The sequence below is a fragment of the Polyangium jinanense genome (genome assembly GCF_028435265.1).
Taxonomy (GTDB): domain Bacteria; phylum Myxococcota_A; class Polyangia; order Polyangiales; family Polyangiaceae; genus Polyangium; species Polyangium jinanense.
Map to the genome: position 1 here is coordinate 148,352 of NZ_JAGTJK010000001.1, position 22,082 is coordinate 170,433.

Here is a 22,082-nt window from a genome sequence, read left to right on the forward strand (position 1 = left end):
TAGACGCCTCGCGCCGCCTCCATTCATGTCTCGAACGGCGAGGAGGCTTCCTTAGGCAATGGATGGGTACTCACGGAAGCCGAACCTGCGTTCATGAGGGGCTCGCAAGGTGACGCCTGCGTCCCGGCGCTCGTGATACAATCTGTGTCATGGCCGATACTCCTACCTTGTGGGTACCCGGGCACACATCCCTTGACGCCCCCTTCGACATCGTCCCCGAGCTCGCGCGGTTCGAGCCTCCCGATGTGCTCGTCTTCTGCCCTGCCCGCGAGATGACGACCGCGGACGCCGGACGCATCGCGGGCTTCGCGGTGGACGCCGCGCGGCGGGCCGGCGGCCTCTTCACGGTCTCGGACCTCTCGAAGTCGCTGGGCCACATGAGCATCAGCGCCGCCATCGAGTTCAACCGCCAGTTCGACACGAGCTTCATGCGCGCCGGCGCCATCGTCGTCGCGAGCTACCGCATGCGCGCGATCTCCGAGACGCTCGTTCGCGCCGCCCGCCTCCTCAAGCTCGACGTCGCCAAGGCCCCCGTCCGCTACTTCGAGGACCACGCCTCCGCCCGCGCCTGGTTCGACGAGCTCCGCACGAGCCCCACCTGACCGCTCACTCCTCCGCCCCTGTCAAGCAAAACCCGTCGCCGGGCCGCCCTCACACGCGCCTCGCGCCGCCACCCCTCTGACGCTTCTGACGCTCGCGCGACCGGCTCCGCGTGCCGTCCTTCCTGGCGGCTTTTCTTTTCCGTTTGCCCTGCCATTCCGGTAGCTTCCCCCTTCCGATGGACACGTTCGACACGCTCGTTTCCAAGGCGAAGGCGAGCCAATCCGGCCGCCTGCGCGGCCTGCTCCGCCGAGGAGCCGTCGCGCTCGTGCTCTTGACCGTCCCAGGCGTTGCGTTTGCCGCCGTCACTGCCAAGGGCAAGCTGAGCGGGGCCGACAAGCTCCTGAACCCCGTGTGGAACGAGGCGAAGGACCCGAACGCTCGTCGCTACACGTTCCGCGAGCCGTCTCCGACGGTGCGCCCCGACGTGCGTACCCTCACGGGGCATCTGCCGAAAGAAGTCGCGATCGTCGCGCTCGGCGACAAGGGCACGCCCGCGAAGGTGCCCGTCACCGTCAGCATCGGCGGCGGTCGCATGAGCCCCGTCACGATCGTCGTGCCCGAGGGCCAGCAGATCAACTTCGAGAACAAAGACCCGTTCCCGCACAAGATCTACGACACCGGGAACAAGGGCCTCGGCGCCGTCGAGACCGCCGGCGGCAAGAGCCGCTCCTGGACGCCGCCCGCGGCCGGCAAATACGAGCTCCGCGATCAGCTCGCGCCCAGCGTCCGCGCCTGGGTCGTCGTCGAGCCCCGCGCGATCGCCTCGACCTACCCCGATCGCAAAGGCGACTTCGCGATCGAGCTCGAGCCCGGTCCGCACAAGCTACGCGCTTACTTCAACGGCGAGCCCGTGGGCCAGGAACTCGATGTGACGATCACGCCCTTCCCGACCGAGCAGCCCCTCAAGGCGCCGCTCGTGGTCGGCGAGACCCCGAGCAAGTGAAGGCGGAGACGAGAAGATGATCCTGTCCCGTTTCTGGTATCTCGCCCTCGCCATCATCGCCGGCTTCGCGGCGTTCATCCTCATGCTCGCCGCGCAGATGTACAACCGCGCCGGCCTGCGCGCGATGAGCGACTCGCTCGCCGCCGACTCGAGCGCCGTCGGTTGGTATCTCAAAGACGACGCGCGCAACCGGTCGAGCGCGCTCATTCCGATCGCGCTCTCGCCCGAGCTGCGCACGCAGCTCTCCAAGGCGTCGGGCGAGCCGAAGCTCTCGCGCGAGGTCATCTCGGAGGGCCAGAAGGCGCTGAAGAAGCTCGCCACCGAGGTGCCGGCAGACCTCACGTTCGACGCGCTTCGCGCCGTCGACGCGAACGGCCGCATCATTGCCGCGGTCGGCGTCGTGAACGACCTGCCCATCGAGGACGCGGATCTCGGCGGCTACCCCGTCGTCGCCGACGCGCTGCACGGATGGATCCGTGACGACGCGTGGGTCTCGAAGGGCCGCATCTACCGCGTCGTCACGCGCCCCGTCGAGGCGGAGGTCAACGGCGAGCCCGTCGGCGCCGTCGTCGGCATCAAGATCGTCGACGACAGGTTCGCGCAGGGCGTCTCGAAGCGCACGGGCGCCGCGGTCGCGTTCTACGCCGACGGCGCGCGCGTGGCGTCCTGGGCCCCCGAGGGTTTCGACAAGTCGAACATGGATCAGATCACCCAGGATCTGAAGCAGCTCGACGAGAACAAGGACTACCAGGAGAAGGGCCGCAGCGAGCCGCGCGTGATCGCCTCGCACCTCGGCGTCGTCTACGCGCGCATGGCCGGCGAGGCCTGGGATCTCGGCGCGGGGTTCGCCGTCGGGCGCCTCGCCGTCTCCGTCTCGGGGCCGCTCGACTTCCTCGGCAAGGCTGACGACACGGACAAGAAAAACGTCTCGTGGCTCTTCGTCGTCCTCGGCGTCATCGTGCTCGCGGGCCTCGGCATCTTCTTCTCGGTCCTCGAGCACACGCAGCCGCTCGCCACGTTCGGCAAGGAGGCCATCCGCCTCGCGAAGGGCGAGGTCGACGTGCTCGCGCCGAGCAAGTTCCGCGGCGGGTACAAGAAGATCGCCTCCGACATCAACGACGGCATCGACAAGATCGCGGCCAAGGGCGGTGCGCCGCGTCGCGCGGCCGATCTCAATGCGGTGCTCGGCCCGATCCCGGCCGCGCCCACGATGAGCGCCTTCGCCGTGCCCGGCCCCGGCGAGACCTCGTCGCAGGCGATCACGGTCCCGAACAGCGCCCCCGCGAAGCCGCTCCCGAAGGCCCTGCCGAAGCCGAAGCCGCGCCCCGGCTCGACCACGCAGGACCCGGTCGAGTCCGTGCCCGAGGGCGCGCCCGAGGCCGTGTCCGCGCCTGCGCCGCCGCCGCTGCCGAACGCGGCCGCGGCCGAGCCTGCGGCGGCCGAGCCTGCGGCTACCGCGGACGCGGGCGAGGTCGACGAGCTCACCGAGTGGCAGAAGGTCTACGAAGAGTTCGTCGCCATGAAGCAGCAGTGCGGCGAGCCGACGGCGGGCATGACGTTCGAGAAGTTCAAGTCGACGCTGCAACGCAACAAGGACGCGCTCGTGCAGCGGCACGGCGTGACGCGCGTGAAGTTCACGGTGTACGCGAAGGAAGGCAAGGCCGCGCTGAAGGCCTCGCCGGTCAACAAGTAAACCAGAGCATCGGAATCGGCAGGAGCGGCAGAGCGATGGGCGCGAGGAATCTCGTCGTGGGGGCGTTCGTGGGGTCGGTCTTGCTCGGGGGCGCGGGCGTTGCGCGCGCCTCCTCCGGGATCGACTCTCCCGACAACGGCGTCGTGCAGGTCGGCCGCGGCAACACCAACGTCGCGCGCGCCGACGACCCGCTGGCCGCGTACTACAACCCGGCGGGCCTCGCGTTCCAGAAGTCGGGCGTGCACGTCGGCGCGCACCTCATGTTCATGGATCGCTGCTTCTCGCGGCGCGACGTGAACGGCCAGCCCGTCTCGCCGGGCGGCGGCATTCCTGGTCCCGGCGCGGCGGGTGGCCCCTCCGATCCTGTCTGCGCCGAGACCACGCCCTTCCCGAACCCGCAGATCGCCGCGAACTTCCGCATCACGCGGCAGCTCGCGATTGGCCTCTCCGTCATGGGCCCGCACGGCGTCGGCAAGATGGTCTGGCCCGAGTCGATCCCGTACACGAACCAGCTCGGCATCTCGACCACGCAGCCCGCGCCGCAGCGCCATCTCCTCATCGAGAGCGACTCGCTCATCATCAACCCGACGCTCAGCGTGAGCTACGCCATCAAGGACTGGCTCAGCGTCGGCGCGGGCTTCATCTGGGGCATCGCCTCGATCGACTTCATCAACTTCACCGAGGCCACCTCGCAGGTCCCCACGGACGACTTCGCCGGCAACCAGGAAGTCAAGTCCACGCTCTCGGCCTTCGACGGCTTCGTGCCGGGCGTCGTCGTCGGCGTCCTCGCCTCGCCGCACAAGCGCCTCGACCTCGGCGCGTGGTTCAAGTGGCAGGACGCGATCTCCACGCGCACGGGCGTGAAGCTCGAATCGCTCTACTGGCGTTTGGGCGGTCAGAAAAACGAAAACCCGTGTCCGGCGGGCCCCGCGAACTGCAACATCACCGAGGACGAGGACGCGGGGACGCTCAAGTTCCGCATCCCGCTCGAAGCGCGCCTCGGCCTCCGCTACCACCATCCGCTGCGCGCGGGCTCGCTCGTGCCCAAGGTCGGCCCAAAGGTGCGCGACCCGCTCGCCGACGACCTCTTCGACATCGAGGTCGACTTCACCTACGCGCACAACAGCGTCGTCGACGTCCTCGAGGTCCGCTTCGATCGGGGCATCCGCGTGAACGGCACGCCGGGCGAAGTCCCCCAGAACGCCGACATCCCGCACAAGTGGAAGAACGTCTTCGGCGTGCGCTTCGGCGGTGACTTCACGCTCATCCCCGGCTTCCTCGCCGTGCGGGCCGGCGGATTTTTCGAAACCAACGGCCAGGACGCGGCGTACCTGAATCCCGATTTCCACCTCGGCAGCAAAGTCGGCGTGGGCGGCGGCGGCACCGTGCGCATCGGGCCGGTCGACGTCTCGCTCGCCTACCAGCACACGTTCTTCGAACCGCTCGACAACGGCGGCAAGGGGGAGGTTTTGGGCCTCTCCGGTGACGCGACCACGAATTATCGAAGCGTCCACAACGTCAATGGCGGACGGCTCGAGTCGAGCCTGAACGAAGTGGCGCTCGGGGCGACCTACAGGTTCTGAAGAGCTCGTTCCAGCGCGGCTGGACGACGATGCACGACGGTTCCCCAGCGTCACGTGAAGATTGACGTCGAGGGCGTTGACACCGGATACGCCGGCACGCTTCGATGCCACGGTTATCGTTTGTTGGGGACGAAGAAGTCCGGGAGGATTGGATGAACGCGCGTGCTTCGTTGATGGTGGTTGGTCTGGGTTTGGCGGTTGTCGGCTGCGCCATTCCCAAGCCCCCGCCGACGGCCCCGGACGAATACGACTACAAGTTTGAGCACAAAAAGACCGGCGAGCCCCTGAGCGTCGAGGGCGAGAGTTTCACGTACACCACGACGGAGCGCGTCGAGCTCGGCGAGGAGCAGATCCGCGACGCGCAGGGTCGCCTCGTCGGATCGAGCCGCATTTACGGCAACCAGCAGGTCGCGCACCGCGGCTACCAGTGGGGCGTCTACCAGGGCCGGCAGCCGATCGACGTGCTCAGCGCGCTGCACATCGCGCGCGACAGGGCGTTCGAGGATGCGTTCGAGGAGCGCATCGTCGAGATCCGCGAGAACCACGCGAACTCGATGTCCGTCTACGAGAAGGGCATCAAGGAATACTCCGGCAAGCGCTCCACCGGCATGATCGTGGCGGGCGTGGGGTACGGCATCGCGGGCGGCTGGGCCATCGCCGCGGCGGTCACGAAGGATGATCCCCTCATCCCGACGGGGGGCTCGACGGCCATCATCATCGGCGGCGTCATCGTCGGCGCGATCGGCACCTGGATCTACTCCGCTGCGCTCGGCGGCATGCGTCGCGAGGCGGACAAGGCCACCGCGATGGCGAACGACAAGATCTCGCCCTCCGACTTCCCGAAGCTCACGACCGAGTCGTACCTCCACGACGTCGCCCGCGAGTACAACCGCGGCATCGCCCCCGAGCCCCCGCCGCCGCCGAAGGACACGAAAAAGAAGAAGAAGAAGTAGGCCGCGGCGCAGATTTCGCGACCTTTCCCGCCTCCGTTCGTCCGGGTGGTGCGCGCGTATCGACGCGGCCGCGCGCCTTCGCTATGACCCGGGCCAGCATGACCGACACACCCGTCCGCAACGTCATCATCATCGGCTCGGGCCCTGCGGGCCTGACTGCGTCCATCTACGCCGCGCGCGCGAACCTCAAGCCGCTCTGCATCGAGGGCTTCAACGCGGGCGGGCTCATCCCCGGCGGTCAGCTCATGTTCACGACCGACGTCGAGAACTATCCGGGCTTCCCGCAGAAGGTCACGGGCCAGGAGCTCATGCAGCGCTTCCGTGATCAGGCGGAGCACCAGGGCACCGAGATCGTGACGGCGGACGTGACGAAGGTCGACCTCTCCGCGCGGCCGTTCAGGGTCTGGGTCGAGGAGACGCTCTACCTCGCCCACACCGTGATCATCGCGACGGGCGCGCGCGCGAACTACCTCGGCTTGCCGAACGAGGAGCTTCTCAAGAACAAGGGCGTGAGCGCCTGCGCCGTGTGCGACGGCGCGCTCTACCGCGGCCGCGACGTCGCCGTCGTCGGCGGCGGCGACACCGCGATGGAGGAGGCGAGTTACCTCGCGGGCCTCTGCAACTCGGTCACGCTCGTGCACCGCCGCGACGACTTCCGCGCGAGCAAGGCGATGGTCGACCGCGTCGTGTCGAACCCGAAGATCAAGATCCTCTACAGCCACGTGGTCGACGACGTGCTCGACGTCACCAAGGACGAGGTCACGGGGATCGTCGTGAAAAACCTCAAGACCGGGGAAAAATCGTCCGTCCCGGTCGCGGCGTTTTTCGTGGCGATCGGTCACACGCCCATGACCGAGCTCTTCATCGGGCAGCTCGAGACGCACCCGAACGGCTACTTGAAGACCGTGCCCGGCTCCACGCGCACGAGCGTGCCCGGCGTGTTCGCCGCGGGCGACGTGCAGGACTGGACGTACAGGCAGGCGGTCACGGCGGCGGGCACGGGCTGCATGGCCGCACTCGACGCCGAGCGGTTCTTGCAGCAAGAAGGTGGGAGTCACTGACGAAGGCCTTCGATGGACGAGCCCCACGCCGACCCGCGCGACGAGCTCTTCGAGATCGCGACCTCGGTGCGCGCGCTCGTCGAGTGGTACGACAGCACGGGCGCGTGGGGCTTGCCGCTCGCGCCGCCGCGTGAGGTCGAGCCTTCGTATCCCGCAGCGGAACCTCACGCCGCGCCGCCGCCGCCAAACCCTCGCGCGCCCGCGCCCGTCGCGGATCGGCGTCCCGCTCCTGCCGACGCCTCCTTCGCGCAGCCTGCGCAGTTCACGCCGCCGCCCGAGCGCGCGCCCGCGCCGCAGTTCACGCCGTTTCCGCCACCGGCCGAGCGCCCGCAGCGCCCCGCCGTCGCGCGCCCCGAGGCGCGCACGCCGGAAGCGCGCATCGAGCAGCTCCGCGTCCTCGCCTCCGAGGTCGCCTCCTGCACGCGCTGCGGCCTCGCCGAGCGGCGCACGCAGACCGTGTTCGCCCGCGGCAATCCGCTCTCGGAGCTTTGCTTCGTCGGCGAAGGACCGGGCGCGGAAGAGGACCTCCAGGGCGAGCCGTTCGTCGGTCCTGCGGGCCAGCTCCTCGACAAGATGATCGCCGCGATGGGCTACCGCCGCGACGAGGTCTACATCTGCAACATCGTCAAGTGCCGGCCGCCGGAGAACCGCAAGCCGCAGCCTGAAGAGATGGATGCCTGCAAGGGCTACCTCGCCACGCAGATCGAGCTCGTGCGGCCGAAGTACATCGTCGCGCTCGGCGCGACGGCGATCCAGGGCCTGCTCGGCACGACCGAGGGCATCACGAAGCTGCGCGGCAAGTGGAAGATGTACCGCGGGATCCCCGTCATGCCGACGTTCCATCCGGCCTACCTCCTCAGGCAGCCGTCGGCGAAGCGCGAGGTATGGACCGACCTGCAGGAAGTGATGGCGCGCCTCGGCAAGAAGCCGCCCGCGCGGGGCTAGCGCTCGAGCGTATCCTTCGCGTGCTGCTCTGTTTCGTCGGCGCAGCGCCGTTCCTCGCGCCTTTCGCGCGCCGCGTGACGAGCCGCGAGACGGGCGAGCTTCTCTACCTGCTCTTCGCGCCGGTTTGTCACCTCAAACCCGAGCGCACGCTCGTCCTCGCCGGCGTGCTGATGCCGCTCTGCAGCCGTTGCGCCGGCATCTTCGCGGGGTTCGTGACGGCTGGGATGTTTCCGCGGCCGCGCTGGAGCGTGCGCGCGTGCCTCGGCTACGGGTTCGTCGCGAGCGTGATCATGCTCGTCGACGTCGTCACGCAGGACCTCGGCTTACGCCCGCTCTACCATCCTGCGCGGCTTCTGACGGGAGTTCTCTGGGGGCACGTGTTCGCGCTCGGGATCCTCGCGATCGCGCGCGAGCACCTCACGAGGCCCGAACGCCTCACTTCTTCAGCGTGACGGGCCTGCCGGCGACGGGCGCTTCGCCGAGGAGCACGAGCGTCTCGATCTTCTTCTTGTCGCTCTTCTCGTCGACGACCTTGAGCGTGCCCGCGAGGTTATAGGCCATCTCCCAGGTCACCGTGTCGTCGGCCGAGAAGAACGCGAACGACGAGTCGCAGAGCGCGAGGTCCTTCTTGATCGCGTCGCCCGTGTTCGAGAGATCGGGCCCCGCGAACCCTTTGCGGTGCTTCTTGCCGAGCCCGCCCTTGAACGGCCACACCGCGGTCGAGAGGTCCTTCATCACCATCACCGTCACCGAGCAGCCGGGCGGGTTCGACACCTTGTCGGGCGGCGTGACCAAGAGCTCCTTCGGCACGTCGTCACGGCCGTCGGTCTTGAGCAGGATCGTCGGCGCGCCCGCGCGGCCGAGCTCGGCCACGACCGCGGCGACGTCCGGCGTGCGCGCCTTCTTCTCGGCGATCACGGTGACCTGCTGCCCGTTGATCGGCAGATCCTTCACCGCCGCCGTGAGCTTCTCCGGCCAGTTCTCCTGCTTCATGTCGACGCGGATCTGGCCGATGTACGGGCCGAGCGAGTCGACGATCAGCGCGGGCATCGTCTTCGGCTTCGGGGGCGGCGCGGGCTCCGTGGGCGCGGCCGCAGCGGAGGCGGTCGCGGTCGGGGCGGCGCCCGTCTTGGATTTGTCGTCGCCGCAGGCGGTCAGCGTCGTCGCGACGAGCAGCGCGAGCGAGGCGAGGACAGGGACGCGGGAGTGCATGGCGCGGAGTGTACCGAAGCCCAAGGCGCGGGAGAAAGGAAGCGGCGTCCTCGGGGCGTCGGGGCGTGGTAGCTTCCGCGCGCCCTCACCCGTTCGGGCCTCGAAACGAGCCGGATTTCACTATGCCTTCCCCCTTCGTCACGCGCCTCGCAAGCTTCCAGCACTCTGATGGGCTCGCCGTGGAGGACGACGCGCGGAGCCGCACCTTCGCCGAGCTCTGGGACCGCGCCCAGCGCGTCCGCCTCGCGCTCACCGAGGGCGCGCCTTCGCTCGAAGGACGCGCCGTGGCCATCCTCGTCTCGCCCGGCGCGCTCTGGCTCGAAGCCTTCCTCGGCACGATCCTCGCGGGCGGCGTGGCCCTGCCGCTCTCGCCGCTCTATCCGCCCGCCGAGCTCGCCTGGTTCGGCGAGGATGCGCGCGCGGCGGCGGTGATCGTGTCCGAGGATCAGCGCGAGCGGGGCGCGTTGCTCTGCGAAGGTCGCCGCGTCCTCTTCGCGGAGACGCTCGCCGACGGCCCGCGGCCCGAGGGCGATGCGGCCCCGCTCGAAGCCGACGACGTCGCCCTCCTGCTCTACACGAGCGGCACCACGGGCAAGCCCAAGGGCGCGATGATCACGCACGCGAACGTCGACGTGCAGGCGGCGATCCTGCGCGAGGCGTGGGCGTTCGGCGAGGGCGATCGGCTGCTCCACGCGTTGCCTTTGCATCACCTGCACGGCCTCGGCATCTCGCTCCTCACCACGCTGCTCGCGGGTGCTTCGGCGCGTTTGCTCCCGCGCTTCGACGCGCGGCGCGTGTGGGAGGCGTTTTGCGGGCCGAATCCGCCCACGGTCTGGATGGCCGTGCCGACGATGTACCAGAAGCTCTTCGAGGCGTTCGACCAAGCGGACGAGCAGACGCGAGCGCGGTGGGCGAGCGGCGCCCGGGGCCTGCGCCTCGCCACGAGTGGATCGGCCGCGCTCCCCGCCACCCTCGCCGAGCGATGGCGCGCCGTCACGGGCGTGATCCCCCTCGAGCGATTCGGCATGACCGAGATCGGGGTTGGCGCGACGAACCCTCTCGATCCATTGGGCCGGCGGCCTGGCTCCGTGGGTTTGCCCCCGCGCTCGGTCGAGGCGCGTATCGTCGACGAGGCGGGAAACGAGCTCGAACGTGGCCCCGGCGAGCTCTGGATTCGCGGGCCCAGCGTGTTCAAGGGATACCTCGGCCGCGAGCAGGCCACGCAGGATGCTTTTGCCGAGGGCCGCTGGTTTCGCACCGGCGACGTCGCCGAGCGCGCCGAGGACGGCTACCTGCGTTTGCTCGGACGAACCAGCGTCGACATCCTGAAGAGCGGCGGGTACAAGCTCTCGGCGCTCGAGATCGAGGAGGCGTTGCGGGAAAACGCGGCCGTCGCCGAGGTCGCGGTCGTGGGGTTGCCCGACGAGGCGTGGGGCGAGCGTGTCGTCGCGGTCGTCGTCGCCGCGCCCGGTCGCGCTGCGGAATGCGCGCCGGAGGTCCTGCGCGGCTGGGCGAAAGAGCGAATCGCGCCGTACAAGGTTCCGCGCGAGGTGATTGTTACCACATCGCTCCCGCGCAATGCGCTCGGAAAAGTCGTCAAGCCCGATCTGGTGAAGGCGATTCTGCAAGGGACGGTCGCAAATACGTCGCGGACCGAATCTTGATATGTCGCGGACTGAACCATAATCACATTACGCATGAGAATTTTGCTATCGACGACCCCTCGTGTCAGGGACTTACGTCGATGGTTGACGTCCGTGGAATGACCACGGATTCGAAGGAGACTTCTCATGCGAATGCTTTCGATTCTTCTCCTGGTTTCTGCTGGCTTCATGGGTCTTGCCGCGTGTAGCGACGAGCCCAGCAATGGCGCGGGCGGCAACGGCGGATCCGCTGGCAGCGCCGGCATGGGCGGCATGGGCGGCACGGGCGGCGGCATGGGCGGCGGCATGGGCGGCACGGGTGGCGGTGCGGCCATGGGCGGTTACTGCGGCAAGTCGTGCGCGATGCCTGCGGATTGCTGTCCCATGGGCGTGCCGAACTGCCCCGGCAACTACCCGAACAACTGGACCTGCGACGACGGCGTGTGCGGCCCTCCGCAATGCACGGGCGACGCCGATTGTACGTTCGGCGGCGCGGCGCCGGACTTCAAGTGCTTCACCATCAACGACTACAAGACCTGCGCTGAGGGCTGCGCGGCGGACGCCGATTGCCCGATGAACACGAAGTGCATCGGCGAGGACGACAACGGCGCGAAGTACTGCAGCGCCGAGCCCATGATGACGGGCGGGTGTATGGCCGACGCGGACTGCAACGGCTACGGCAAGTGCAACACCGCGTCGGGCGTGTGCGAGTGCGCGGCGGACGCCGATTGCACGGGCGCCGGCGTCGACACGTGCGTGCTGTGATCCTCGGCTGAGGGGGACGCGTCACGCCGCGGCGTGGCGCGTCTCGATGATCCCGATCCGCGCAAGCATGCGCCGCACCGCGCGGAACGCATCCGCCCGGCCGAACTGCAAAAGGTGTCCGCCGTGGAACGTCTCGAGCTGCGCGCGGAAATGCTCGGCCATGCGCCGTGCGTGATCGAGCGGCGTGATCTGATCCCCCGCCGCCCCGACGACGAGAAATCGCTCGGGCGGGAGCGCCGAAGGCCGCCCGAGAGGGCTCACCACGCGTAGTGTCGCTTCGATCGCCTGGTGCTGCGCCGCCTGCTCGTCCGGCGTGCCGACGAGCAGCCCCACCGCGCGCGCCACATCGGCGATCGAGGCGCACGGCACGATCGGCACCACGAACGCGAGGGTCGGATCGATCGTGGCCCAGAGCCCTGCCGTGTAGCCGCCGAGGCTCATGCCCATCGCACCGACGGACGGCGCGCCCCGATCGCAGAGGAGCGCCGCGAGCGCGCGGAGGTCCATGATGGCCTGGCGAAACCCCTCGATCGTGAAGCGCATGTCCGGCGAAGGAAACAGCGCCGTTCCTTTCGGGGCGCGGCATGCGTGGAACGGCAGCACCGCCATCGCCACGTCGAGGCCGAGCTCGAAGATCCAGGGCACGGGCCACAGCCGCTCTTCGAGCGTGAACGCCCCGCACCGGTAGCCGTGCACCAGGATCGCGACCGGACGAGGGGTAGCGTGCAGAAACAGCCGCGCCATCGCGGTGCGGTTCAGCGTGTGGCCGAGGTAGTCCGTGCGCACGCTCTCTTCGAGCGGCTCGAACTCGCTCGGCCACGTCGCGTCGAGCACCATGCCGGGATCCAGGCCTCCGAGGAGGCGCACCCGGGCGAGCTCGACGTTGGGGATCGTTGGTTCCCCAAAGAACGAGCTCGGCGCCGCGAAGTGCTCGGGTTTGTCGTAGATCCCGCGGATCGTGTCGAGGAGCTCGATCCGGGCCTCGGGACCGAGGCCCGAGGGATCGAAGGCGCGGATCTTGTCGCCACGCACGAGCATCGCCGTGCCGACGGTCTTGTCGAACCCGGAAGCAGCGGTCGTGAGGATGCGGCGCAGGACCAACCCGCCCTCCTTGGATTGGCGTGTTTGACGTGTTCGCTCTTTGGCCTACCTCCCCGTCACGACGATGCGCGACGCGGCGGCTGCGACGACGTCGGTAAGCAAAAAGGGGACCTGCCGCGTCTGGTTCTTCCGCCAGAGCTCGGCTTGGTCGCGGAAGTGCGGGCTCTGCGAGTCCCACACGACGCCTCCCGGCAGCGCGTTCCACGACCGCGGACCTTCCGGAGCGAGGTCCACGACGAGACGCTGCGTCGGGCCGAAATCGTAGTCGTAGCGAGGCGTCACGTCGAGCCGGGCGGTGAGGGAGAAGTCGGACGAGTCGACCGAGAAGCTGTCCCCGTGCCGCGGAAACCCGTCCGGAAAAACGGGATCGCCGAGCGGCGGGATCGAGAGCTGCCCGAGGATTGGGAGGATCGCCTCGAAACGAACGCGGTGCCGTGCGCCCCAGCGGTAGGCGCCGATGTCCGTCCCGACATCTGCTGCGAGCGTCCCGAGCGCGTCGACGAGCGCGCGCACGATCCGCTCGTGCTTCGTCTCGATCTCCGGCGTCGCCATGTCGTCCCAGAGCGCGCTCTCCTTCGTCGTCGGGTCGTACGTCGGGAGCGACGCGGGTGTGTCGCGCGTGATTGCGAGGATCGCCTTCGCCTTCTGATCACGCGGGACGAAGGGCCTGCCCGCGTGCTCGAGCTCGTCCCCCAGCACGCGCTCGACGAGCCGGAGGAGCCACGTGTTGAACACGAGCGTCGCCTGCGACGCGCGCACCTCGATCGCCGTATCGCCCTCCGCCGGGAGCGGCTTGTTCGTGTCCGGATCGATGCCGCTCGCCGCCTCGTAGCCGGCCTCGGTGCCCCACGCCGTGAGCAGCGCGTGCACGTTCTGGATCGCCGCCGCGTCGTAGCCCGGATCGGCCACCACGGCCGAGAGATCGGGGTGCGTCCCGGGCGCCTTTCGTTCTGCCTCGGCTCGATCGATCGCCTCGATCATCGCGGGCACAAGCCGCGAGCCGAGCGCCGATTTCGCGTCGCCCTGGATCTTCGCGAGATCCTCGGGCGTCGCCTTGTCGAGCGCCGCGAGCCGCTCCTTGATGCGACCTTCGCGGAAGCCGATGTCCCATGAGCACGCGAGGTACATCGGCGTCCCGTCGGGCAGCGTGCCGTTCGAGGGATCGTTGTCGAGCGAGTCTCCGATCGGATCGTTGTTCGCCGTCGCGAGGAAGCCAGCGGCGGGGTTTTTCTCCCAGGGAACGAGGTGATCCGGCAGCGCGCCCGTCCACTCGGCCGAGCCATCGCCGGGCAGCACGAGGCATGGCAGCGTGCCCGAGAACGTCGCGGGGTTCCACGCGACGGCCGCCGGCTTTCGCGTCGGCAGTTTTGCGTGCGAGGTCCAGAGCACGTTGCCTTGTGTATCCGCGATCATCCAGTTCTGCGCGCCCACCTGAAAACCGTCGAGCGCGAGCTTGGCCTCGTCGACATTCTTGGACCTCAAAAGGGCGAGGATCGCCGCGAGCTCGTTCGTCGCTTCGTCGCCGGTCCAGCGCACGCTCACGGCGCCCTTCGCGGGGTCGAGCGGGGCCACGGTGTGATCGGGCAGGATCTCCGGCAGGATCGCCCCGTGGTGCGGCACGACCGGGACTTTGTAGGTGTACGGCGTGCCGGCCTGGATCTGGATCACCTCGTCGACCGTCTCGATCGCGACGTTTTTCCCTTCGAACACGACCGACTTGCCGTCGGGCGTGATCTGCTCGGCGTAGAGATCGGTCACGTCGTAGCCGGCGACCGTCGCGCCCCAGGCGATGTTCTCGTTGTGCCCGAGGATGATCCCGGGAATGCCGGGGAACGCGAGGCCCGAGACCTTCACCCGCGCCGACGGATCCTTCGGCGTCACCTCCATCGCCACGGGCCAGAAGATCGCGGGCGCGGCGAGCGTCAGGTGCGGATCACTCGCGAGCAGCGCGTGTCCCGTGTCGCTCCTGCCTGCCGTGACGGCCCAGTTGTTCGAGCCGAATCCTTCGGGGGCAAACAGATCCTTCACCTTGCGCAGGGCCTCGCGGTAGCGCGATGTCCGCGCGCCGAGGTCGGGCAGGAGTGGGGAGGGCGCGGGGGCTTTCGCGCCGCCCTGGCCCATCGGATACCCCGTGGTCGTCGTCGCCGGCTCGTAAGGCGCGAAGCGATAGAGCTCGCGAAGGATCCCGCTGCGCAGGGCGACGAGCGGATCGGCCGCGTCCTTCGGGAACGCCGCACCGATCGTCTGGATCGAGATCGTGTCCGCGAGCTCGCCGTCGGCCGAGTGCGAGAGCAGGTACGACTGGAGACGCGCGATCGCGAGGGCATCGACGCCCGTGAAATCGGTGAACGCATCGACCGGGACGAGGAAGGCCGCCGCGGGCAGCCCGGCCTCGCGGTTGCGGAGCGCGCGGAAGTGCTGGGACACGCCGTCGGCGAACGCGTCGACGAGCGCCTTCTCTTCAGGACCGAGCACCTCGTATTGCTTCTTCGCCACGCGGTGCAGCCCCAGGCTGCGGAAGACGATGTCGTTGTCGATCACGCTCGCGTCCGCGTCGGCGAGGATCTCGGCGAGCCGGCCCTCGGACACGCGGCGGTAAAACTCGATCTGCAGGTGCCGGTCCTGCGCGACGAGGTAGCCCTGCACGCGCACCGCGTCCTCGAAGCTCGACGCGAAGATGTGCGGCCGCCCGTCCTTGTCACGCACGACGTCCACGGGCGCGGCGAGGTTGTCGATCTTGATGCGCTCGGTGACGGGCAGATCGGCACGATCGCCGATCGGACCGAAGGGATCCCCCGCCGGCGGCGGCGTCTCGGCCGGGTCCGAGCAGCCGGCGGCGAAGGTCAGGGCGAGGAAGCTGAAAAAACGGGCGATCGGGAAGCGTCGAGGCTCGTGCATGGATAAGGTCTCCTTTTCCCGGACTAGCCTGCCGGGTCTTCGGCTCGCCGAAAATTCGTCCGTTTCTCGTCCTCTCTGGCAAGGGACCTCTCATGCGCTTGGTGCAGGCCCCCGCGCCGTCGGGCTCCCCCTCTCCGCCCGTACGACCGTCGTTCGGCGCGTTCTTCGTCGCCGCTTCCCGCAAGACCGAGCTCCTCTCGGAGCTGCGCAGCCGCGGCTACGTGGTGGCCAGCATCCTGCGGCCCCCCGCGCCCGGTCGGCTCCGCCAGGCCGTCGAGGAGGCCGTCGAGAGCGCCCTCGCCATGCGCGGCGCGCCCCCGCCGTCCGTCAGCGCCGACGTCGACGGCGCCGCGTCCTTGCGGGATCAGGTCGTCCGGGCCCGCGGCCTCGGCTCCTTCGGCCTCGCGCTCGCCTTGCCCCCGCTCGCCACGCTCGCCGACACCTCGGGCGACGCGCCCGCGCTCGGGCCCTCCGACAGCGCCGTGCTCGCGGTCTTCAACGAAGCGGCCCAGGCCGGCCCCGTGGCGCTCGTCCTCGACGAGGGCGACCGGGCCTTGCGGATCCTCGCGCCCGTCCGCCTCGACGAGCTCGTCGCCGACGCCGCGCCCACGCGCCGCGCCCTCCCCGAGCACTCGCGCGTCGTCGCCCGTCCGCCCCTCACGCCGCCCGCGCCGCCGCCCGAGGCAGAGCCGAGCGACGTGCGTCCCATCACCACCCACGAATCCGGTCCGCCCGAGGCCGATGCCGCGCCCGAACGCGCGCCGATCGGCCGCCTGCGTGGGCTGAAGTCGGGTCCGCGGCCGACGGCGACCCCGACGCCCGCGGCCGACGGCGCGCCGCGCGCGTTCAAGTCGACCCCGCCGCCGCCGATGGAGGCCACGCCGCCCGCGGAGCCCGCTGCCCCGGCGCCGCGTCCCCGCACGCCCTCCTCGCCCGCGCTCGATGCCGTGCGCGATCGTGACCGCGAGCCCGTGCGCGACCGCGAGCCCGAGGCCGCCGCCGCGCCCGCCGCGAAAAACGCCCCCGCGGCCGACACGCTCCCGCCGCCGCCGCCCTTGCCTGCGGACCTCGCGCCGCCCTCGCCGCCGGTCAACCCCTCGCCGGTCGAGCGTGTCCTCTCGGCGGCCGAGTGGCGCGCCTTCGCGATGGACCTCGACAACGCGCGTGGTCCCAAGCCTGCGGGCGTCATCGATCGGCTCTTCGCGACCCGCTACATGCCCCTCATCGGCGCGCTCTCGCGTGGCCACGCCGACGCCTCCGTCCAGCGCGTCGTCGACGGCTTCCGCACCGCCTTCGAGCACAGCTACACCGAGGGCTTTGCGGCCATCCGCGCGACCGGAAAACGCCCGCTCATGGTCCTCGACGCGCCCGACGTGGCTGCGCGGATCGCGCGCCTCAACAACGCCCGCGCCGTGCGCCTGCTCCTCGTCGACGCCCTCCGCTTCGACCTCGGCGAGCGCGTGATGGCGCGCCTCAAGCCCACGTTGCAGGGCCGTGCCGTCTGCGTCGACCGCACCTTGCTCTGGAGCGCGCTCCCGACGACCACGCCGGCCCAGGTCGCGCTCCTCGGCCGCGGCCCCGAGGGCCTGCGCGAACCCTTGCCCGAGCCGGGCCCCGAGCCCGACATCGTCCGCGGCCGCGCCCTCTCCACGATTCGCCGCGAACGGTACGGCACCAAGGAAGTCTTCAAGCTCGACCTCGTCGAGGCGCGCCTCCGTGGCGTCGGCCCTGGCTTCGACGAGCGGCTCGGCAGCATTGCAGACGAGACGGCGCAGGTGATCTCGCGCTTCGTCGAGAGCTCACCGCCGCGCACGCTGCTCTTCGTCTTCGGCGACCACGGCTTCCGCCTCTCGTGCGACGCGCGCGGCACGGCGCCCGCGACCCAGGGCGGCGCGAGCCCCGAGGAAGTGCTCGTCCCCGGGTATGCGTGGCTCGTGGGTGGGGTGCATTGAGGGCGGGGTGGCCGGTGTGGGTAGGCTCCCGTACCGGTGGTTGACACCTTCATCGGACCGGCCTAGGATCTGAACATCTCGCCCCCGGTGGTACGCGTTCTCCCTTCGATAACGAGGACGCCGAACCCGGGGGCTTTTCTTTTTGGGGGTCGATCATGCCGACAGCCATTCTCGTCGATGGTGGCTTCTTCCTGAAGCGCTTCTCTCACGTCTACAGGGATCGTGACGCCACCGACCCCAAGGTTGTCGCCCGGACGATGCACGAGATGGCGTGTTTTCACCTGAACGACCGCCAGGGGCGCCCCACGTACGACCTCTACCGGATCTTCTTCTACGACTGTCCTCCGATTTTGAAGAAGGCGCACCTTCCGATTTCGCGACGCGGCATCGATTTCTCGAAGACGACGACGGCTCTCTTTCGCCTCGCTCTACACGAGGAGATCAAGACCCAGCGGAAGGTGGCGCTCAGACTCGGGCACCTGTCCGACGGCGCGGCGTCGTGGAGGATCAAGTCGGACAAACTGTCTGAGCTCATCAAAGGGAATATACGATTCGAGGAGCTCACGGATGACGATTTCACGTATGACGCGCGTCAGAAGGGCGTCGATATGAAGATCGGCCTCGATATCGCGTCGCTGGCCTACAAAAAGCTCGTCGATCAGATCGTCCTTGTTGCAGGCGATAGTGACTTCGTCCCGGCTGCCAAGCTGGCCCGTCGCGAGGGCATCGACTTCGTCCTGGATCCCATGTGGCATAACATCCACCCGTCGCTGAACGAGCACATCGACGGGCTTCGATCCACCTCGCCGAATCCCAGCAAATTCGCGCAGTGACGGGCGCCTGACCTCGCTCGCGGGACTGAGCACCCGCCCGCCCGATCCCCCGAGCCTCGCTCGAGGCCCTGGTCGGCACACGACCTGCCGGCCTGCTCTGGCCCGAGGCCCTGGTCCCTCGCCGGCCGAGCCCCCCAGGCATCGCCAGATCGGTCGGGAGACGCCCCTCCCACGTGCCCAAGCAACGCTCGGGGCCTTGGGAGGGGTGGTGACCGGCCCCTCTGTCGACGCTCGGGTTACTCGTCGCCCGTGTCCTCGTCCGTATCCTCGGCCTCACGCGCTTCCGGCTCCTCGGCCGGGGGCTCGGTGACCTTCGTGCCGGCGGGGACCTGGAGGTCGTAGAAGTAAAGGCGGAGCTGGTCGACGCGGCCGAGGTGGCGCAGGAGGCTCTCGCAGAGCGCCTTCGCGGCGACGTAGCCATTGAGCCAGACCTGCCTCGTCGCCTCGACCTCCGGCGTCAGGGATTGCCTGTCGATACGGGCGTCGTCGGCGAATGCGACGACGGGCGCGAGCGACTTCGTCATGGCATCGAATCGACCGTGCCAATGCGCTGCCTCGCGCACGGGGCAGCCGGGCGCGGCGAGCTTCGTCGTGATGTGGGTGACCGCGAGGACGACGTCGGCGGCGGCCTTTCCGACGCTTCCGGCGGTGCCGTCTTTCGTGAAAAACACCTTCCGGTCGATGACGCCGTTGTCGTGCGCGCCGAGGTGGGTGCTGAATTTGCCGAGGAGGGCGCGAGCCTGCTTGAGGAGCGGCGCCTTGCTCCGGACGCCCTGCCTGCGCGAGGCGTCCGTGCCGCGCGCGGCCTCCACGGCCGATTTCACGGCGGCGGTCTGGGCGTCGATCTGGTCGGCGGCGTAGTTCAATGCAGGATCGTATTCGGGGATCAGACCGAGGAGTTTCTTGCGGATCTTGTTCGAGGCATAAGGACCGTAAATTGTGACCTCGTCCTGATCGATGGACCTGTCTGCCATTCCGGACTTCCTTCGAAAGGGGATGGCCGACGCTAGCGGATGCGAAGGGGCCGTCCATGCCACGAAGGTGGGCTCGCGTCCGCGGGGCAGATCGTGTAGAGTGGCCGGGACGAGCACGAGAGAGCCGCCGATGACCCGCCGGAAGAAGCTCTTTGCCGCAGCCATCGCCTTGCCGATCGCCGTCGCCGTGGGCGTGGGCCTGAAGGTCCGCCGTGCCTCGTCGGACACGCTGGGGGCGGATGCTTGCGACAAGGACCTCGCGGCGGTGTTCGAGTTATGCGAGCCAGGCGGGGAGATCTGCGAGAAGCCGCCCGAGGGACAAGAGGGAGCCTGCCAGGCCGGGTGCGTGATGGCGAAGTGCCCGAATCAGGTGGCGTGCACGGAGCTCGACCCCATCTGGTGCAAGCCGTGCGAGGATGAAGAGGGGGCGCTCTTTCATCGCCTCGTCATCGAGGCGAACGAACTCTGCTTTCCGACACCTGATCCGGCCACGTGGAATCTTGCCATGTGGAAGGAGTACGACGTTTGCCATACGAGAGAAGTGGAGCGGAGGTGCCCGGCGCTCATCGGTACGAAGTGGCACTTGCCGCCCGACCGCAGAGATTGACGTTTCGTTCGTGGCCGTTCAGATCCCGCCCTGGCCGCCCGCGTCATCCCCGCCGCCGTAGTCGTTCGTTCCGCCCATGCCCTGCGGGTCGCTCTTGAAATCGCCGCTGGCCGCGCTCCCGACGATGATGACGGTGCCGTCCCCGGGATTCGAGCCGCAGCCGTTCGACCCAGGGGGGTCGAGGCAGATGACTTTGGGGTCAACCTCGAGGACGCTGCATTTCACGCCGATTCCGCGCTCTTTTGCCCTTTGGATGCATGCGTCTTCGTTCTCCCAGGCGCTTCTGCGGTCGATGATCTGCGCGTCCTCCGCTCCCACCAAGGGTTGTCGACGGTTACCCGCGCCTTGCAAAGCGCAAGTGAGGACCACGTTGCACTGGACGAGAACCCCCTCCCTGGCGCCCGCCTCGGCGTTCGGGGCTCCTTTTTTCGGGTTCTTGCACGCGGGCTCCCAACAGGCTGGCGCGAGCACGACGAACCACACGAAAAACAAGCCAACGACGAGCATTCTCATGCCCAGCCTCCGCGCCGGAGGCAGCGTACAAGACCGGGTCCGGGAGGCACAAATTTCGATCGGTGCCCCGAGAATGGCCGCGTGCGACCCCGGCCCGCGATCGAAGGACTCGCGTCATCGGCGCTGATCGTGTAGACTGGCCGCGACAAGCACGGAGGAAGGATTCGTGACCCGCCGGAAGAAGCTCTTCGCCGTTGCCATCGCCTTGCCGATCGCCGTCGCCGTGGGCGTGGGTCTCAAGGTGCGCCGGGCTGTGTCTGACCCCCTTGGCGCCGACGCCTGCGACAAGGACCTCGCGGCGGTGTTCGAGCTGTGCGAGGCGGGGGGCGAGATCTGCGAGAAGCCGCCCGAGGGACAAGAGGAAGCCTGCCAGGCCGGCTGCGTGATGGCCCGGTGCCCGAATCACGTGGCGTGTACGGAGCTGGATCCCATCTGGTGCAAGCCGTGCGAGGATGAAGAGGGCGCGCTCCATTGGAGCATCACGCTCGAGGTAAGCGACCGCTGCAAACCTTCGCCTGATCTGTCTACATGGAATCTTGCCGGGTGGAAGGCTTACAGCGATTGCTTTGTCGCGGAGACGGAGCGCAGGTGCCCGGCGCTCAAAGATAAGCCCCAGTGGTACCTCCCGCCCGATCGCAGGCAATGACCCGACCCGGCCCGCGCTCCGCGCCGGCTCATCAAGCCACGTAACAACAAACCGTCCGCGGTCCGATCTTCGCGACCTCCCCGACGACCTCCCCTCCCGCAGCCTGGCAGCTCCCCGGCTGATACACGGGCGAGAGCGCCGTCTTCGACCCGATCGCGCGCCCGGCAGGCACGACGTCATGGCACGTGGGGCCCTTCGACCAGGCGCTCGCGATGAGGGGCGTCAGGGTACAAGCGGCGTCGGAATAAAATGCGATATCGGAATGACAATAACTTCCCTGCGGAGCCCCGCACGAGCACGCCGTGCAATCGCGTTCGTCGCTGAAGCCTTCATAAAAGGTAAATTGTTCGGTGTACCCCTCGGCCGCGCAGTCGTGGAGCCCCTCCCGATGGACGCACTGGCGAAACCCGGTCGGCGCCGTGGGGACGCAATGCTCGTCGGACGCGCATGCGCCGAACGCGCTGCCCTCGCAGACCCGCGCGACCAGGCCCCACGAGGGCGCGGGCGCAGGGGCCGTCACCGCGCCGGACCCGTCGAGCGCCTCGCAGGACTCCGCCGCGATGCCGAGCGGACCCACCGTGATCGACTGGACGCACGGCCCTTCGGGCCCGCAAGAGAGGTCCGCGGGGAGGGCGTCTCCTGCGGCGCAGGCGCCGTCCCACCCGGCGGGCGGGTCGGCCGGCGTCGCGGTCGCCCCGTCGGCGAGCGTGCATGGCGCGGCGTGCGCCGTGATGCTGGAGGGAAGCGCGCACGTGCCCGTCGAGGGGGTACACGTGCAGGGGCCGCATTTCTTCGGGGGGATCACGAGATCGGCGTGCCACACGAATTGCTCGACGGGCGCGTTGTCGGGGCAGGGGGGCGCGGCGCCGTCGTTGGGCCCGATCCACACGAGGACGGGGAAAGACATGTCGCCCGGGTGGAGGGGGACGCAGTCGTCGCGACACGTGAAATCGCAATCGATGGGCCCCCCGCTGCTGGTTGGGCCGCCCTCCTCCTCGTCGCCGTCCGTCCCCGCGTCGGGGGAGGCACCGCCGGCGCCCCCGTCGAGTTCGATATAGGTAAACACGCCCTCCCCGCATGAGGCCACGGAGAGGAGCGCAATCGGCAGGAAGACGAAAATGAGACCGATGTAACGTTTGAAATTCTTCATGACATTA

General features: G+C 68.9%; 20 protein-coding genes. 14 read left to right on the forward strand and 6 right to left on the reverse strand.

The window, feature by feature from the left end; all coding sequences use genetic code 11:
• Window positions 1-149: 149 nt before the first annotated feature.
• The 8 genes from KEG38_RS00650 (at window position 150) to KEG38_RS00685 (ending at window position 8,233) form a co-directional block, all read left to right on the forward strand.
• A complete protein-coding gene (locus KEG38_RS00650; RefSeq protein WP_272416998.1) occupies window positions 150-602 on the forward strand; it encodes a hypothetical protein in 453 nt (150 codons plus the stop codon).
• Between the two features lie 176 nt (window positions 603-778).
• Window positions 779-1,546 (forward strand): cupredoxin domain-containing protein, encoded by a 768-nt coding sequence (locus KEG38_RS00655; RefSeq protein ID WP_272416999.1) that lies wholly within the window; start codon window positions 779-781, stop codon window positions 1,544-1,546.
• Between the two features lie 16 nt (window positions 1,547-1,562).
• The gene (locus KEG38_RS00660; protein ID WP_272417000.1) at window positions 1,563-3,239 is read left to right on the forward strand and encodes an MXAN_5187 family protein; all 1,677 of its coding nucleotides are present in this window, start codon (window positions 1,563-1,565) and stop codon (window positions 3,237-3,239) included.
• Window positions 3,240-3,274: 35 nt separating this feature from the next.
• Window positions 3,275-4,822 (forward strand): OmpP1/FadL family transporter, encoded by a 1,548-nt coding sequence (locus KEG38_RS00665; RefSeq protein WP_272417001.1) that lies wholly within the window; start codon window positions 3,275-3,277, stop codon window positions 4,820-4,822.
• A 152-nt stretch (window positions 4,823-4,974) separates the two neighbouring features.
• On the forward strand, window positions 4,975-5,775 hold the full coding sequence (locus KEG38_RS00670) for a hypothetical protein (protein WP_272417002.1): 801 nt from the start codon (window positions 4,975-4,977) through the stop codon (window positions 5,773-5,775).
• Between the two features lie 98 nt (window positions 5,776-5,873).
• A complete protein-coding gene (trxB, locus tag KEG38_RS00675) occupies window positions 5,874-6,836 on the forward strand; it encodes a thioredoxin-disulfide reductase (protein WP_272417003.1) in 963 nt (320 codons plus the stop codon).
• 12 nt (window positions 6,837-6,848) lie between these two features.
• Window positions 6,849-7,781, forward strand: a complete 933-nt coding sequence (locus KEG38_RS00680) for a uracil-DNA glycosylase (RefSeq protein ID WP_272417004.1) — start codon at window positions 6,849-6,851, stop codon at window positions 7,779-7,781.
• A 20-nt stretch (window positions 7,782-7,801) separates the two neighbouring features.
• Window positions 7,802-8,233, forward strand: coding sequence for a DUF2085 domain-containing protein (locus KEG38_RS00685; RefSeq protein ID WP_272417005.1), 432 nt, complete (start codon window positions 7,802-7,804; stop codon window positions 8,231-8,233).
• Here KEG38_RS00685 and KEG38_RS00690 read toward each other — a convergent pair.
• A complete protein-coding gene (locus KEG38_RS00690; protein WP_272417006.1) occupies window positions 8,217-8,993 on the reverse strand; it encodes a biopolymer transporter ExbD in 777 nt (258 codons plus the stop codon). The genes KEG38_RS00685 and KEG38_RS00690 overlap by 17 nt on opposite strands.
• A 122-nt stretch (window positions 8,994-9,115) precedes the next feature.
• Between KEG38_RS00690 and KEG38_RS00695 the strand changes: the two genes are divergently transcribed.
• Together KEG38_RS00695 and KEG38_RS00700 are read left to right on the forward strand one after the other, a co-directional pair.
• Window positions 9,116-10,657 (forward strand): AMP-binding protein, encoded by a 1,542-nt coding sequence (locus KEG38_RS00695; protein ID WP_272417007.1) that lies wholly within the window; start codon window positions 9,116-9,118, stop codon window positions 10,655-10,657.
• Between the two features lie 126 nt (window positions 10,658-10,783).
• Complete coding sequence (locus tag KEG38_RS00700) at window positions 10,784-11,401, forward strand: hypothetical protein (protein WP_272417008.1); 618 nt, start codon at window positions 10,784-10,786, stop codon at window positions 11,399-11,401.
• Between the two features lie 21 nt (window positions 11,402-11,422).
• Here KEG38_RS00700 and KEG38_RS00705 read toward each other — a convergent pair whose 3' ends face one another.
• Both KEG38_RS00705 and KEG38_RS00710 read right to left on the reverse strand, forming a co-directional pair.
• Window positions 11,423-12,502: an alpha/beta fold hydrolase gene (locus KEG38_RS00705; protein ID WP_272417009.1), complete on the reverse strand. Its 1,080-nt coding sequence runs from the start codon at window positions 12,500-12,502 to the stop codon at window positions 11,423-11,425.
• Between the two features lie 45 nt (window positions 12,503-12,547).
• Entirely contained in the window at window positions 12,548-15,400 is a 2,853-nt protein-coding gene (locus KEG38_RS00710) for a penicillin acylase family protein (RefSeq protein ID WP_272417010.1), read from the reverse strand.
• 92 nt (window positions 15,401-15,492) lie between these two features.
• Between KEG38_RS00710 and KEG38_RS00715 the strand changes: the two genes are divergently transcribed.
• Together KEG38_RS00715 and KEG38_RS00720 are read left to right on the forward strand one after the other, a co-directional pair.
• Window positions 15,493-17,352, forward strand: a complete 1,860-nt coding sequence (locus tag KEG38_RS00715; protein ID WP_272417011.1) for a hypothetical protein — start codon at window positions 15,493-15,495, stop codon at window positions 17,350-17,352.
• A 155-nt stretch (window positions 17,353-17,507) separates the two neighbouring features.
• A complete protein-coding gene (locus KEG38_RS00720; RefSeq protein ID WP_272417012.1) occupies window positions 17,508-18,185 on the forward strand; it encodes an NYN domain-containing protein in 678 nt (225 codons plus the stop codon).
• Window positions 18,186-18,421: 236 nt separating this feature from the next.
• Here the strand turns inward: KEG38_RS00720 and KEG38_RS00725 are convergent, their stop codons facing one another.
• Entirely contained in the window at window positions 18,422-19,159 is a 738-nt protein-coding gene (locus KEG38_RS00725) for a hypothetical protein (RefSeq protein ID WP_272417013.1), read from the reverse strand.
• 130 nt (window positions 19,160-19,289) lie between these two features.
• Between KEG38_RS00725 and KEG38_RS00730 the strand changes: the two genes are divergently transcribed.
• Entirely contained in the window at window positions 19,290-19,766 is a 477-nt protein-coding gene (locus tag KEG38_RS00730; protein WP_272417014.1) for a hypothetical protein, read from the forward strand.
• Between the two features lie 18 nt (window positions 19,767-19,784).
• On the opposite strand, the gene KEG38_RS00735 is transcribed toward KEG38_RS00730, so the two are convergent.
• Window positions 19,785-20,279, reverse strand: a complete 495-nt coding sequence (locus tag KEG38_RS00735; RefSeq protein ID WP_272417015.1) for a hypothetical protein — start codon at window positions 20,277-20,279, stop codon at window positions 19,785-19,787.
• A gap of 166 nt (window positions 20,280-20,445) precedes the next feature.
• On the opposite strand from KEG38_RS00735, the gene KEG38_RS00740 reads away from it, so the two are divergent.
• Window positions 20,446-20,925 (forward strand): hypothetical protein, encoded by a 480-nt coding sequence (locus KEG38_RS00740; RefSeq protein WP_272417016.1) that lies wholly within the window; start codon window positions 20,446-20,448, stop codon window positions 20,923-20,925.
• A gap of 31 nt (window positions 20,926-20,956) precedes the next feature.
• Here KEG38_RS00740 and KEG38_RS00745 read toward each other — a convergent pair whose 3' ends face one another.
• The gene (locus KEG38_RS00745; RefSeq protein WP_272417017.1) at window positions 20,957-22,075 is read right to left on the reverse strand and encodes a hypothetical protein; all 1,119 of its coding nucleotides are present in this window, start codon (window positions 22,073-22,075) and stop codon (window positions 20,957-20,959) included.
• Between the last annotated feature and the right edge of the window lie 7 nt (window positions 22,076-22,082).